The organism is Bradyrhizobium erythrophlei (genome assembly GCF_042430365.1).
Taxonomy (GTDB): domain Bacteria; phylum Pseudomonadota; class Alphaproteobacteria; order Rhizobiales; family Xanthobacteraceae; genus Bradyrhizobium; species Bradyrhizobium erythrophlei.
In genome coordinates, this window is record NZ_JBHMET010000249.1 from 20,080 (window position 1) to 34,648 (window position 14,569).

Consider the following 14,569-nt stretch of genomic DNA (forward strand, 5'->3'; position numbering starts at 1 on the left):
CGTCGCCGCATCCGGCTTCTCGACGAACTTTGCGACCGCCTTCACCTCGCCGGCGACCACCTCGCCCGGATTGATGTAGCCATATTCGGTGGCGGGCCGTTCCGGCCGGACCCCGAAGGTCACGATGCGGCCCATCTCGGCCGCGACCAGCCCCGCGCGGCAGCCGGCCACGAACGCCTTGGTGTCGCGCACCAGGTGGTCGGCGGCGAGCGCCAGCACGATCGCGTCCTTGTCGCGCGCTTCGGCAAATGCCGCACCGGCCGCGATCGCCGGCCCTGAATCGCGCCGCATCGGCTCGAGCAGCACGTCGGCCTCGCGGCCGATTTCCGCGAGCTGCTCCAGCACCATGAAGCGGTAGGCCTCGTTGGTGATCACGATCGGGCGCGCGAACAGGCTCGCATCCGCAACCCGCAGCACCGTCTCCTGGAACGTCGAGCGCGCCCCGAACAGCGACAGGAACTGCTTCGGATGCACCTCGCGCGAGGCCGGCCACAGCCGCGTGCCCGCGCCGCCGCACATGATCAGGGGGATTATTCGTCCAGTCATCGATGCCTCACGTCCTGTCATGATCACGATCTTTGTTCAGCAAGAATGGTGCCAAGCTTTGTTCAGCAAGAATGGTGCCAAGACGATTGCACGTCCCGCACACGTCCGACTCCTGCCAATAAACGCCAACGACTTCATCCGTGTGAAAGTGACCGAACGAGGACAAACGCGCAGAAATTTTCGACCGTCATATTTTTGTGCCCTAAGATTGCTCTCTGCACACCGGCCGTTTGGCCCGATCCCTGCAATGCGTCCCTGCAATGCGTCACCGCGATACGTGATCATCGTCACGATCTCCACATTGAGGCGCGCTGCTCGCTACCGCCGCAACGACATATCGGGCAACGCACAAGATGTGTTCACACCCATGATCACGACAACAATCTGTTGAATCTGTGCAACGGGGAAAACGCACTGATCAAATTTCACGCAAAGGCTGTGCATCGAAAATGCCCGCGACCGCGAATGATGATTGATCGTGCAGGTCCGATGTGCTTCTCAGCGCGTCCATTCAGATGAGGCACGACTTGAAGATTTTCATCAACGGCCGCTTTCTGTCTCAGAAACTGACAGGTGTTCAGCGTTACGCCGCCGAAATCGTCAAGGCGATGGATGGACTTCTGGCATCGGGCCAGGTCTCCGACACGCTATCGGCCGCGGAATGGACCGTTCTCGCGCCGCCGGATGCGAGCGAAACGCTCGCGCTGAAGCAGATCAAGGTTCGCGCGACCGGGCGATTGGGCGGTCATGCATGGGATCAGGTCGATCTCGCGCGGGCCGCCAGTGGCGGACGCCTGATCAGCCTTGCGAATTCCGGTCCGGTGCTGCACTCCGATCACATTGTAGTCATTCATGACGCGCAGGTGTTTCGCCGGCCGGATTTCTTCAACTGGCGCTATCTGGCGGTTCATCGCACGCTCGATCGGTTCCTGGCGCGCCGCGCGACGATTGCAACCGTTTCCGACTTCTCGCGCCGCGAACTCGCCACAGCGCTCGATCTCCCGGCGGCCGCGATCCCGGTCTTCTCAAACAGCGCAGAACATTTTGCGGCCACCGTGCCTGACTTCACGATCCTCGATCGTCTCGGCCTCACCGCACAGCAATATTTTCTTTCCGTCGGCTCGATGACAAAGAACAAAAATATCTCCCTGGCGATCCAGGCGGCGCGCATGCTGGAACGGCAGGACGTTCCACTCGTCATCGTCGGCGGCGACAACAACAGGGTGTTCCAGGGGAACTCAAATGTGGCGGAGCCAGGTCTTGTTCTGGCGGGCCGGTTGACCGACAACGAGATCGCCGCCCTCTATGCACGTGCGGTGGCCTTCGTGTTCCCCAGTCTTTATGAGGGCTTCGGTGTTCCACCGCTCGAAGCGATGTTGTTCGGATGTCCGGTCATCGCGTCGACCGCGGATGCGGTTCGCGAAACCTGCGGCGACGCAGCTGCCTATTTCGATGCCACCAATGCCGAAGAACTGCGTCAACGGATGCTCGAAAGATTGGCAGCGGGAAAACTCTCGGACGAGGAACGGAACAGGCAGCGCGATCGTCTCGCGGCGTTTTCGTGGCGAAAGTCCGCGGAAAGTTTGCTGCAGTTCCTCGCGCAGTCGAAGCATGGCCAGAAAGCGACCGTGCTCATGAAATAATCCGGCCTAACAATTGCTTTATGCAGCCGTGAAAAGCCCAAGCATGTTGACGCAACCCGGATCGGATCGCCCGATGTTGATAGATAACACAGGAGCACCAAGAGTGCTCCATGTTGCCGAAACAATTCGCGGCGGCATCGCCACCTACTTCAACGAACTCCATCCTTATCAGCGCGCGAGCTACGGCCGCGGCAAGGTGCATTACGTCATTCCGTCGGACCATCGCGGCGATCTCGTCGGGTTCGAGGAGTCTGAAGTATCCACGTTCGAACGGGCCGGCCGCAGCGTGTCCGGCCTGTTGCACATGGCCGTGACGGCGCGCCGAGAGATCCGCCGCCTTCAACCCGACATCGTCCATCTCCATTCGACATTCGCTGGCCTCGTGATACGACCGTTGCTGCTTTTCATGCGCAACCGCCCGAAGATCGTCTATTGCCCGCACGGTTGGGCTTTTTCGCGCGAGACGTCGCGCCTCAGCCATCGCACCACCAAGCTGGTCGAGATCGTTCTCGCACGCCTTGCCGATCGCATCGTCTGCATCTCGGGCTACGAGCGAAAGAGAGCGATCGATGCGGGAATTGCGCGCGAACGCCTGACACTCGTTCCGAACGGAATCTCCGGGCAACGTCCCTCGCCGCGCGCCGGCGCGGTGGATTGGCCTTCGCAGAAGACAAGGATTCTCTTCATCGGCCGCCTCGACTGGCAGAAGGGCTACGACCTGCTGATTGAAATGGCGCGTGAGCTCGCAGAATCGGTTGATGTCCGCGTGCTCGGTTCCCCCGTGGTCGACAGGCAGAACGATATCGAACTGCCCGCGAACGTTTCGCTGTTGGGTTGGGCCGATCGATATCAGATCGACGCGCAGCTCGACGCGGCCGATCTGGTCATCATTCCGTCACGCTGGGAGGCATTTGGACTTGTCGCGCTCGAAGCGATGCGGGCTGCCAAACCAATTGTTGCGTTCCGTGTCGGCGCGTTACCCGAGATCGTCGAGGATGGCGTCACCGGCGTTCTGGGGAACCAGGTTTCCGCAGCCTCACTCGTCGAAACCGTGAAGAAAGCGCAGCAACTCGATCTCGCATGGGCCGGACGGCAAGGCGAGGCACGCTTCAAGAGGCTTTATGACGTGAAGACAACACATCGACTGCTCAGCGAACTTTATCATCAGCTCTGCAACCTCGATCAACGTGCGCGCGCTGACGTCGGCTCTGCGCGTGCAGACGTGAGCTCGCTTTGAAATCATGCGGACCGATTCAATTGAAGGCAAAAGTTTGGCGAGATTCGTTGTACGAAAGCCACATCGCACATCGCATGGCGTGCAACGCAGCAGATGATCGTGGCTCGCCTTTCCTCACCTTGCTACGGTTGGATCGTAAGATCGCGTCACGCTGATCAAGCAGATCGCGTGCTCGATGATTGGTCGGCGTTAAAGAAGAGTAGTAGCGATGAGTAAGACTTTCTGCGGCGGCGCGATCCGCCTTTCGGCGTTCGCCACCCTCTCCTTTGCTCTCGCTGGATGCGCCGGCTTCCTGCCGCAGGATGCGCCCACTGCAGCGGCGGTTAAGTCAAACGCCGCGCTGATCACGCAGCCGACCGCACCGCTGCCTTACGTCTTGATGCCGGCCAATCTCAACGTGATGCGCGCGACCAATTCTTTCACCGACGGTGGAGGCGGGGTCTTCTCGCGTCTGCCGGGCGGCAACTATCGCGACGTCACGATCGGTGTTGGCGACATCGTGTCAGTTACGGTTTATGAGGCCCAAGCGGGCGGCCTGTTCATTCCGCGCGAAGCCGGCGTGCGCCCCGGCAACTTCGTCGACATTCCGCGGCAACAGGTCGATCAGTCCGGCAACATCAACATTCCCTATGCGGGCGCCGTCAAGGTCGCCGGCCTCACGCCACGCGCCGTGTCCGGCATCATCCGCGAGCGTCTCAAGGATCGCGCGATTGACCCGCAGGTGGTCGTCGCTGTCGCGGAACAGCGCGGCAACCAGGTCAGCGTGCTCGGTGAAGTGAACTCGCCGCTCCGCTTTCCGATCGATCCAGGCGGCATCCACCTGATGAGCGCGATCGCGCGCTCCGGCGGCCCAAAGTATCCGTCGTATGAAACGCGAGTGACCATCAAGCGCAACGGCGGCACCTATGAGGAGTCGATGTCGACCGTCGTGCAGCACCCGAACGAAGACGCGCTGCTGCGGCCAGGCGACGTCGTCTATCTGGCGCGCATTCCGCGCGTGTACATGGTATTCGGGTCGACGCCTTCGCCCGGAGCGGTCGGCGGTGTCAACAACCGCCGCTTCACCTTCGAGAACGATCAGATGTCGCTTGCCGAGGCGCTTGCAAAGGCCGGCGGTCTGGACGGCAGCCGCGCCGACTCCAGGTCGATCTACGTCCTGCGCTTCGAGCCAAAGTCGATGCTGGAGAACCTGGGACTCGATGTCGCGAGGTTCCCGACCAAGACGGTGCCGGCGGCCTACGCTTTCGATTTCGCCAAGCCGGACGGCATGTTCCTGTCCGATACGTTCAAGATGCGGGACCGCGACGTCATCGTTGTGTCGGAATCGCCGGCCACAGAGATCGTCAAGGCTATGACGGTCCTGAATTCGGTGACCACCAACGCGGACAACATCAGCGCGACCGTTGCGAGGTGACGAAGCCGCAAGGCTCGCCGCTTCAACATGGATCTGACAAGCGCCGATTTCCGGAGACCCGAAGGTACGCTGCAACGTTGCTGGTCGAGATGAAATCGATTGCGAATGCGCTAACGCGCCGGCGATGGTTACGAGAGTTGCGGATCGTTGCCGCCGCCGCGGCGATTGGCCTCGCGGCGCCGGTTGCGCAAGCCGAGAACACCCGTCCGCTCGACGAGCGGCTGTTGCTCGGCGTCGGCACGCACCAGGGATTGGGCGGCCCGGTCAGCTCACGCGGCTACGTACCGGCGACCGCCGTCGGTCAGATCAAGCAGCTCGGCCTGACCGCATTCCGCGACGATTTTCCGTGGTCGGATTTCGAGTTACCCGGCCGGCGAATGGGCTTCACCGCGCAGCTCGGCCGGCTTGAGACCCAGGTCAAGTCCGGCGTGGCGCGTCCATTCCTGATCCTCGCCTTCGGCCACCATCTGGTTCCGAACTCGATGCCGCCGACGACGGATGAGGCGCGCCAGCGCTTCGCCGACTACGCCGCCGCGGCGGCACAATCGGTGGCGCAGCAACAGCCGATCTTCGAGCTGTGGAACGAATGGAACATGGCGGCGAAGAAGAGCGACGCCTTCTCCGTCGAAAATTATCTGGCGCTGGCCAAGGTCACGCGTCCCGTGGTCAAGCGGGTTCTGCCGAACGCGCCTTTCGTCGTCGGCGCCATCGGCGACGATCCTGGCTGGGTGTGGACCCAGCGCATGCTGCAGTCCGGCGTTCTGCAATATGCCGACGGCATCTCGGTCCACCTTTATAATTTCTGCATGGCGCCCTCCCGGCGCAGCTCGACGGAGATCATCGATCGGCTGGAGGCCTTCCGCCGCCTCGTCACGCAGGCGAGCGGCAATCCGGATTTCCCGATCTACGTGACCGAGACCGGCTGGACCACGGCATCAGCCAAATGCGGGGTCAACGAGCAGGCGCAGGCTGACAGCACGGCGCAATTGATCCTGTGGGCATCGACCGCCTCATCCTGGCTGAAGGGAATGTGGTTCTACGAGCTCAAGGACAGTGGAACGAATCCTGCCGAGCCCGAAGACAATTTCGGGCTCTTCCGGTTCGACAATTCGCCAAAGCCCGTGGCCTGCGCGGTTCGAGGCTCCTGGGCATTCATCCGCTCCACGCTCGGCGCGGAGCGAAAGAAACTGGCTGATGATGTCGTCTCCATCCGCGCTGCGAGCGCAGCCGGCGGCAAGGTCGCGATCTGGTCGGAAGACCCGAACCGGCGCTACGAGGTCCGCCTGAAGAGCGAGGCGCCCAACGCGACCTTTGCACATCCCTGCGACGACGCCGCCAGCCCCGCTTCGGGCGTCTGGATGCCGGTCGCGAGCACCCCTCTTTTGATCAGCACAAACGGCGGCACCGTCCCCGCTCTTGAAATACGGGCGGCCCGGTAGGCCGTCGAGTTATCGGAATACATTTATATCCGGGGTTCCGCCCGGCCGCATCCGACACGATCGGGTGCCGGAATCCTGGGAACGAGATCTGATCCGATGAGAATCCTCCTGACGTCTTCGCTCTATCCGACGCCGCTGGCACCGAAGCTGGTCGGCGGCGCGGAAATCTTCGCGCGCACCTTTGCCGAGACGCTCAAGGAGCGGGGCGACGACGTCGAAGTGATCCGCGGAGCATCGGCGTATGGCCAGGCGCCCGAGACCTGCAATGGCATCGACATCTATTCCGCGCCAGTGCGCAACATCTACCTGCCGTTCACCGAGCAGAGGAACGTCGCGTTGCGCAGCATCTGGCACGCGGTCGAGGACTGGCAGATTCTCGCACCGATGGTCACCGAGCGCATTCGCGCCTTCAAGCCTGACGTGCTGCATTCCAACAACCTCTCCGGACTGACCACCGCGATCTGGAGGATTGCCGCGCAGCACGGCGTTCCGGTGCTGCACACGATCCACGATTATTATCTCACCTGCCCGCGCTGCTCGCGTTTCACCAAAGGCCGCGTCTGCGAACACACCTGCACCAGTTGCTCGCTCCTGACCTACCACCGCAAGCGCGCCACGCATTGGCTCAGCGCCGTGGTCGGCGTCAGCGAACGGGTGCTGTCGATCCACACCGATCTCGGCATGTTCGCCGACACGCCGATCCGCACCGTCATCCACAACGCATCGACTTCGCCGCCCAGCGCGCCGTTTACCCGCCCCTTGTGCACGACCGAGGTCACCTTCGGGTTCATCGGCCGATTGACCGAGGAAAAGGGCATCGAAAATCTGATGCGCGCCCTCGCCACCCTGCCGCGCGAAAAGTTTCGGACGCTGATCGCAGGTCGCGTCAGCGATCAGGAGCAGCAGCGCCTGATGGCGCTCGCGCCGAACGCGCGCGTCGAGTTCATGGGATTCGTTGCGCCGGACGATTTCTACAAGGCCGTCGATGTCGTGATCGCGCCGTCGATCTGGCACGATCCCGGTCCCCTCGTCGTCGCGGATGCGAAGGCCGCCGGCCGGCCGTTGCTCGGAACGCGCTTCGGCGGCATGCCCGAGGCGATCGAGCACGGCATCACCGGCTGGCTGACCGATGCCGACCCGGAATCGCTGGCCAACAGCATGCGCAACATCGCGTCTGATCCGCACAAGATTGTCGAGATCAGCGAACGACTGGCCAACGACACCAATCGCTGGGCGTTCGCCGACGTCGTGTCCGAGTACGGCAAGCTGTACGAGCGGCTGCGCGGGAGCAAGCGGTGAGCACGGGCGCCGCGCGGCCCGAGGTCCGCGCCATGCCCGGCGGTATCAGCGAAACGGCTGTGGCCTCATGATCCGCCTGCTCGCCATTGCCGGTTACGTCTATCAAAGCGCGGCGGCGATCATCCTGATCTTTGCGATCAGCCACCTGCTGCCGGCGGCGGATTACACCAGCTTCTCCCTTGCGCTCGCATCGAGCCAGCTCTTGTGCGTGCTGATGTTCGAGTGGCTGCAGCTTGCGGGCCTGCGTTTCCTGGCGGCAGCCAGCGGCGACGAGGCCGCGCGCCTGCGTGGCTCGCTGTTCGCGGCGGGACTCTTGAGCGCGGTCGCGCTTGTCGCAATCGGCGGCGCTGCATCCGTGATGAGCACGCTGACATCAGGCGTGATCGCCCTTGGCCTGGCGGTCGCGGTGTTTCAGGGCATCGCTGACCTGTACTTCCTCGCGGTCCGCTTGTCCGACCGGCTGGGCACCGCGTCTGCGCTGCTGGCGCTGCGCGCCACCATTCTGCTCTGCGGCGCGGTCGCTGGCGCCAGCCTTTCCCGAACCGCAGGCGCGACGCTGCTTGGTGTGGCGTCCGGTCATGTGGCCGGGCTCATCGCGGCCGTGATCGCGCATCGCACGCCGCTCCGGCGAGCACCGTACCGGACAATGCTGGCCGACTGGAGCAATTTCTGCCGCTACGGCATGCTCGCCGCGGCGGCCTCGGTGATCCATCTATCCGTTCCGGTGCTGCTTCGTTTCATCGTCATCGGTCGCCTCGGCGCAACCGGCGCAGGAGCCGGCTTCTCGATCGCGCTCGATCTGCTGCAGCGCCCGTTCTGGGTGCTCAATGCCGCGATCCACACGGTGAGCTATCCGGAAGTGGTCCACGATTTCGAGCACGGCAGCAACGGCGCGACGCGATCCACCGCGCGGATGTTCGATTTCATGATCTGTGCGACGGCCGTGATGCTCGGCGGGCTGATCGGCTTCATTCCGGATGCCGGCCGCATCCTGGTGCCAGAGGAAAGTCTCGACGGTTTCCTGGTCGTGGCCCCAGCCGTCGCCGTGTTCTATTTCCTGCACACCCATCTGCAGGCCACGATCGCGGTCGTCCCCCATCTCGAGAAGCTGGCGACCAGGCTGGTCGTGGTCGCGGCCGGTCAGCTTGCGATGGTTACCGCGGTTTCGGCGATTGCGGTGGCCGCCGGCGTCTCGCCGCGCGGCGCAGTCGCCTGCGCGGCGGTTGCGACCGCCATCGTCATCCTGTTCGCGCTTGGTCCAACCATCCGTTTCGGCGCGGTTCCGCGCTGGTCGCTGGCGGCCGAGGCGACCGTGGCGGCACTCCTGATCGGATCTCTGGCCGCGCTGCCGTCGCAACCGCTCACCTGGCTCGCAGCCAAGATCGTCATTGCGGCGGCAACAACCGCCTTCATCGCGTGGCGCGGCGATTTCCTGATGCTGGCGCGGCGCAGTTAACGGCCGTCAGACCAGATGCTGCCGATCGCCGAGCCAGAGCCCGAACAAGAGCACCTTGCCCACGGCGGTCGATGACCCAATTGCCGCGGGAACATCGGATCGCTTCCGTGTTAGCCCCTCGCCCGCGTCAGACCGTTCAAGCTCGGACGACGTCGACGCCAGCTTGCGGACCGGCCTGAAATACATTCCGGCCGCGAACAGAACGTTCAGCGCGACCCAACCCACCAATATATAGAGTATCGTTGTCACTGGTGTTCCCTACCCCACGGGGGAACATAGCCGGAATTGGCGCGACGATCCCGCGCATTCGTTGCTGCGCCGCCGCAACCGTCGTTGGCTGTCGCGCAAGCCGCCACGCATTAACGACAAATCCAACATATCGGCCCGGAACCGCGCAATTTCCCGCCGTGCCGGTGCGTTTCGTGCTTCCTTGGTCGCAAGCGGTGAAAAACCGGCGTCCCGAGACACAAACGGGGACGGAGGCGGAGACGATGACGACTGTGCTGATTGGGTGCGTGGCATTCGCCGCAGGCTTTCTATCCTGCGCCGCGGTCGCTTGCGCGATCATTTGGTGGTCCTTCGCCGACGAACGGACCGGACAGGTCAAGCCGACAGCGGCCGAGCAACGCGAACAACGAGCGGTCTGACCGGCGTCGGCCGCTCCGTCACCGCAGTCTCCATATAATGATCGTCATAATTGCCGGCATGCGGCGTGGTGCGCCGCGTCACGCACCCGGTTCCGTTGGACAGATCCGCCGGTTCCCAGCCAACGGCTGAATCCATCACCTTCACATTTGCGTCGCCCGCCGGCCATCGCGCCACAACGCGTCCGGCGATCGGTCGCGGCGAACGTCACCGCATCGTTGAAGCGATCCTGCGCACACGCTCGACCGATACGCTCGCGAGCGTCATCCGCATCAGACGCGTTGAGCAATTCGTCTATCCGTAGAATTGCGGAGAGCAGATTCGAATCGCGAAGCGAAGAACGAGAGCACGTTGTTCGCTTGCCGCAATTAACGGCACGACACACGCGCGTCGTGAAACCTTTGCAGGATTCACCGAATACATCTGCATCGCGGATCAAATCGCGTGCAGTGTGCGCACATCTTCAGCAAGCGCTGCGATCATCTTCGTTAGAAAACTTTGAAAGCGCCTTCGTCGTGCCATCGTGCTTCGACATCATCACCTCGTGCTTTGACGCGACAGCGACTTCGTTCCGACAGCGGAACTTGAATCTAAAGATTCGGTTGCTTCGATTTTTATCCGAAATTCACACCCAAAATAGAAAGTTCGCCACTAATCCTGCGAGCAATTCCGTTCGCTTTCTAGCTTGAGTGTGCAATGGCAACCACCAGTCAGACTGTCCTCTCCGCAAGCGGCTTCATCAACTCGATCGGCATCAACACGCATGCCGGATTCGCGTGGGGCGGCTACAACAACCTCGCGCTGATGATCGACGACCTGAAATATCTCGGCGTCACCCATCTGCGCGATTCATCGGCAAACAGCCCGGCCGCGCAACCCGTCGTCGACGGTCTCGCCTCCGCGGGTTACAAGTTCGACTTCCTGGTGTCGTCCGCCCTGCCCGGGTCGGGCAGCGTCGGCCTGCAAAGCTACCTGGCGTCGCTCGACAAGTTCGTCGCCAGCCATCCCGGCAGCATCACCGCCATCGAAGGGCTGAACGAAGCCAACCACCAACCCTTCTCCTACAACGGCAGCTCGGACCTCAGCGCCGCCGCGCAGTTCCAGAGCCTGCTCTACCAGTCGGTGAAGGGCGACGCCGCGCTGTCCAATATCCCGGTCTACAATCTCTCGCTCGCCTACAACGATCCGCAGGGCTACAGCCAGCTCGGCAACATGGCTGGTTCGACCGACTACACCAACGCCCACGCCTATGTCAGCACCGGTTCCAACCCCGAAAGCTCGCTCGCGTCGACGCTGAGCGCTGTGGAGTCGGCGGCTCCGGGCAAGCCCGTGGTGATCACCGAGACCGGCTACACGACGCAGGCCAACACGCAGTATCTTGGCGTCGACCAGACGGTGCAGGCGAAATCGATCCTCAACACCCTGGTCGATGCTTACAAGGCCGGAGTTTCCTCGACATATCTCTACGAGTTGCTCGACCGGAACTCGGCCTCAAGCGACACCAATCCCGAGGACAAGTTCGGCCTGTTCAATTCCGACGGAACGCCGAAGCTGGCGGCGACCGCGATCCACAACCTGACGACCATTCTTGCCGACGACGGCAGCGGCGGCCTTCAGCCGACCAACCCGCTGAACTATTCGCTGAGCAACATGCCGGCCACGGGCAACAGCATGGTGCTCGGCAAGAGCAACGGCGCCTATGACCTCGTGGTCTGGGCCGAGCCGCAGCTCTGGAACGATGCGACCGACAGCGAGATCGCGAACCCGACGCAGTCAGTGACCGTCAACCTCGGCGGCCTGCACCATTCCGTCAAGGTCTATGACACGCTGGCGGGAACCACGGCGATCGCGACCTATACCGACGTCAGCAGCATCAACATTCCGGTCAGCGACCACCCCCTTGTCATTGAAATCGACGGGGCGGCCACGCCGGTGAAGCCGCCCGGCCCGGCCAATGTCAGCGGCACCGCGGCAGACATCGTCCTGCAGCTGTCGGATCTCAACGCTTCGGGGACGCTGCAGTCCATTACGCTGACGGACACGCACGTCCTGCCCGTCGCGTCGAAATCGACGATGGACTACATCATCTCGCACTACGGCAAGGCGCTGTCGACGATCCAGGGCGGCTATTCCTTTGCGGTGACGAACTCGGCCTCCACCTGGACCAGCACCCTCTCCTACAATTCGAGCGGGAACCTGGTTTCGACCTCCAATACGGGCCTGAATAGCAGCGGCCAGCCGATCACAACCACCATCGACTATGTCGACGGTTCCAAGGACGCGATCAGCTATTCCGGAGGCGTGAAGACCGCCTTCATTCACGTCGCCGTCGACGGCACAAGGACCACTGACGCCTATGACGCGAAGGGCAACGTCACCAGCGAAGTGGTGCAGAAGTCCGACGGTTACTACTCCACCACGTTCTTCAGCAACGGCGCGAAGACCCAGTCCTACGTCAAGAACGCCGACGGCAGCCAGGACAACACGACCTACAACATCACCGGCCAGAGCTACACCCAGCAGGTCCAGCATGTTGATCCGACCGGCAAGGTCACGGCGGTGACCCGTACCCACGCCGACGGCTCACTCGATTCCACGCAGGTCTACAACAGCGACGGCAGCAGCGTCATCACGACCTACAGCGCCACGGGCGTCAAGCTGGTCGAGACCGACTATCACGCGGACGGGTCGAAGGACGTCTACACCTCCAACATCACCGGCCAGAGCTATACAAGCGAGCACGACACGTTCGACGCGACCGGTTTCCTCACCTCGCTGGTCCGCAACCATGCCGACGGCAGCCTCGCCTTCAAGCTGGCGCAAACCGCCGACGGCACCAAGACCACAGACTGGTACGATGCCACGGGCAATCTTACCAGCGAAGTGGTGCAGATGGCCAACGGCTACAACTCCACGACCGTGTACAGCAACGGCGTGAAGTCCGCTTCTTACGTCCACAATGTCGACGGCAGCCAGGACAACACCAGCTACAACATCACCGGGCAGAGCTTCACCACGCAGGTCCAGCATGTCGATCCGTCCGGCAAGGTCACGGCGGTAACCCGCACGCACGCCGACGGCTCGCTGGACTACACCCAGGTCATCAATCCTGACGGCAGCAGCGCTGTCGCCTACTACAACGCGACCGGTGTCAAGATGTCGGAGACCGACACCCACGCGGACGGTAGCAGGGATGTCTACACCTACAACATCACCGGCCAGAACTACACGACCGAGCACGACGTCTACGACGCAACCGGCTTCCTTACCGGACTGGTGCGCAGCCATGCCGACGGCAGCCTCGCCTTCAAGCTGGCGCAAACTGCCGACGGCACAAAAACCACGGATTGGTACGATGCCACGGGCAATCTCACCAGCGAAGTGCTGCAGATGGCCAACGGCTACAATTCCACGACCTTGTACACCAGCGGCGTAAAGACCGCGCTCTATGTCCACAACGCGGACGGAAGCCAGGACAACTACAGCTACAACATCATCGGCCAGACCTACACCTCGCAGCACCAGCACCTCGATGCGTCGGGCAAGCTAACGGCGATGGACCGGACCCACGCCGACGGATCGCTGGATTACACCCAGGTCGTCAACAGCGACGGCTCCAGCGTTGTCGTCAATTACGACGCGACGGGCGTGAAGACGACCGAGACCGACTACCACGCCGACAGCTCAAGGGATGTTACTCTCTTCAACATCACCGGTCAGAACTATACGACCGAGCACGACAGCTACGACACCACGGGCTTCCTCACCAGCATCGTGCGCACCCACGCCGATAACAGTCTCGCCTTCCAGCTGCACCAGACGACCGACGGCACCAAGACCACCGACTGGTATGACGCCGCCGGCACTCTCACCAGCGAGGTGGTACAGAAGGCCGATGGTTACAATTCCAATACGGTGTACACCAACGGCGTGAAAACGGCGGCCTACATCACCAATGCCGACCATACCCAGGACAATTATAGCTACAACATCACCGGCCAGACCTATACGACGCAGCATCAGCACCTCGATCCGACCGGCAAGATCGTGGAGATCGATCGGACCCATGCCGACGGCTCGCTCGACTTCCAGCAGCTGATCAACAGCGACGGCAGCAAGCTGACCGACCTCTACGACTCTACGGGCACCAAGACCCAGGAGATCGCTAACCATGCCGACGGCTCGAGGGATGTGTTCCTGTTCAATCTGAACGGGCAGTCGGGTGTGACCCAGCACGAGAACTACAACGCGACGAGCCAGTTGCAGTATTTCGACGTCACCAAGACGGACGGCAGCCACAATGTGACCGCCGTGGCCGCCGGCCTCACCATCGAGGGCGGCAACGGCAACGACGTGTTCTCGACCGCGCCGGGCTCAACCACCGTCACGTTCGATCACGGCAACGACCAGGTCTTCAACTTCCACGCCGGCGACGCCACCAACCACGATACGATCGCGATCTCCAAGCTGCTGGTCGCCGACTACAGCCACCTGCAGTTTGCGCAGTCCGGCTCGGACACGCTGGTCACGATCTCGGCGACCGATTCGATCCTGCTGAAAAACATGTACGCTACCAGCCTCACCAGCCACGACTTCCTCTTCGTCTGAAGACGGCGAATTGGTGGCGGAACCAGATCAACTTTGCGAGCGATCGGGAGCGGCGAAAGCCGATCCCGATCGCCAGATCAAATATTAGGCGCCTGCCTCGTCGAGAGGCGAAAACAGCGCAACAAACATTCTTTATTTCCCGCGAATTGATCAATAGCGTCGTCCGGACGATGTGGTCCGCTGTTCCGCTGCAAACGTCTCACGCGCATTTGCGCCGCGTGGGCTCTGGACCGCGCACTTGTGTCACAATCCATCTCTAAACAAAAACACTCCGTCGCAAGA

The 14,569-nt window shown here is 62.2% G+C and carries 10 protein-coding genes; 8 read left to right on the top strand and 2 right to left on the bottom strand.

Translation table 11 applies throughout. The features are described 5' to 3' along the window. Window positions 1-546: sugar phosphate nucleotidyltransferase (locus ACFFWD_RS37550; RefSeq protein ID WP_376974323.1), on the bottom strand; the 546-nt coding region annotated here is incomplete at its 3' end. A gap of 527 nt (window positions 547-1,073) precedes the next feature. Between ACFFWD_RS37550 and ACFFWD_RS37555 the strand changes: the two genes are divergently transcribed. From ACFFWD_RS37555 to ACFFWD_RS37580, 6 genes are all read left to right on the top strand, one after another. Further along, the gene (locus ACFFWD_RS37555) at window positions 1,074-2,189 is read left to right on the top strand and encodes a glycosyltransferase family 4 protein (protein ID WP_376974325.1); all 1,116 of its coding nucleotides are present in this window, start codon (window positions 1,074-1,076) and stop codon (window positions 2,187-2,189) included. A 103-nt stretch (window positions 2,190-2,292) separates the two neighbouring features. Then, window positions 2,293-3,426 (top strand): glycosyltransferase family 4 protein, encoded by a 1,134-nt coding sequence (locus tag ACFFWD_RS37560; protein ID WP_376974327.1) that lies wholly within the window; start codon window positions 2,293-2,295, stop codon window positions 3,424-3,426. 208 nt (window positions 3,427-3,634) lie between these two features. Further along, entirely contained in the window at window positions 3,635-4,840 is a 1,206-nt protein-coding gene (locus ACFFWD_RS37565; protein ID WP_376974329.1) for a polysaccharide biosynthesis/export family protein, read from the top strand. A gap of 89 nt (window positions 4,841-4,929) precedes the next feature. Further along, window positions 4,930-6,279 carry a glycoside hydrolase 5 family protein gene (locus tag ACFFWD_RS37570; protein WP_376974331.1) on the top strand — a complete coding sequence of 450 codons (1,350 nt, stop codon included), beginning with the start codon at window positions 4,930-4,932 and terminating at the stop codon, window positions 6,277-6,279. 96 nt (window positions 6,280-6,375) lie between these two features. Continuing rightward, window positions 6,376-7,578 carry a glycosyltransferase family 4 protein gene (locus ACFFWD_RS37575; RefSeq protein WP_376974333.1) on the top strand — a complete coding sequence of 401 codons (1,203 nt, stop codon included), beginning with the start codon at window positions 6,376-6,378 and terminating at the stop codon, window positions 7,576-7,578. Window positions 7,579-7,645: 67 nt separating this feature from the next. Continuing rightward, window positions 7,646-9,034: a hypothetical protein gene (locus ACFFWD_RS37580; RefSeq protein WP_376974335.1), complete on the top strand. Its 1,389-nt coding sequence runs from the start codon at window positions 7,646-7,648 to the stop codon at window positions 9,032-9,034. Between the two features lie 6 nt (window positions 9,035-9,040). On the opposite strand, the gene ACFFWD_RS37585 is transcribed toward ACFFWD_RS37580, so the two are convergent. Then, window positions 9,041-9,283: a hypothetical protein gene (locus ACFFWD_RS37585; protein ID WP_376974337.1), complete on the bottom strand. Its 243-nt coding sequence runs from the start codon at window positions 9,281-9,283 to the stop codon at window positions 9,041-9,043. 463 nt (window positions 9,284-9,746) lie between these two features. Here ACFFWD_RS37585 and ACFFWD_RS37590 point away from each other — a divergent pair, with 463 nt between their 5' ends. Continuing rightward, a complete protein-coding gene (locus ACFFWD_RS37590) occupies window positions 9,747-9,983 on the top strand; it encodes a hypothetical protein (RefSeq protein ID WP_376974339.1) in 237 nt (78 codons plus the stop codon). Window positions 9,984-10,375: 392 nt separating this feature from the next. Then, the gene (locus ACFFWD_RS37595) at window positions 10,376-14,287 is read left to right on the top strand and encodes an RHS repeat protein (protein ID WP_376974341.1); all 3,912 of its coding nucleotides are present in this window, start codon (window positions 10,376-10,378) and stop codon (window positions 14,285-14,287) included. Window positions 14,288-14,569: the final 282 nt, after the last annotated feature.

Coding starts and splice junctions, on each gene's coding strand:
- ACFFWD_RS37565 (WP_376974329.1), top strand. CDS start 3,635: ATGAGTAAGACTTTCTGCGGCGGCGCGATCCGCCTTTCGGCGTTCGCC.
- ACFFWD_RS37570 (WP_376974331.1), top strand. CDS start 4,930: ATGAAATCGATTGCGAATGCGCTAACGCGCCGGCGATGGTTACGAGAG.
- ACFFWD_RS37575 (WP_376974333.1), top strand. CDS start 6,376: ATGAGAATCCTCCTGACGTCTTCGCTCTATCCGACGCCGCTGGCACCG.
- ACFFWD_RS37580 (WP_376974335.1), top strand. CDS start 7,646: ATGATCCGCCTGCTCGCCATTGCCGGTTACGTCTATCAAAGCGCGGCG.
- ACFFWD_RS37595 (WP_376974341.1), top strand. CDS start 10,376: ATGGCAACCACCAGTCAGACTGTCCTCTCCGCAAGCGGCTTCATCAAC.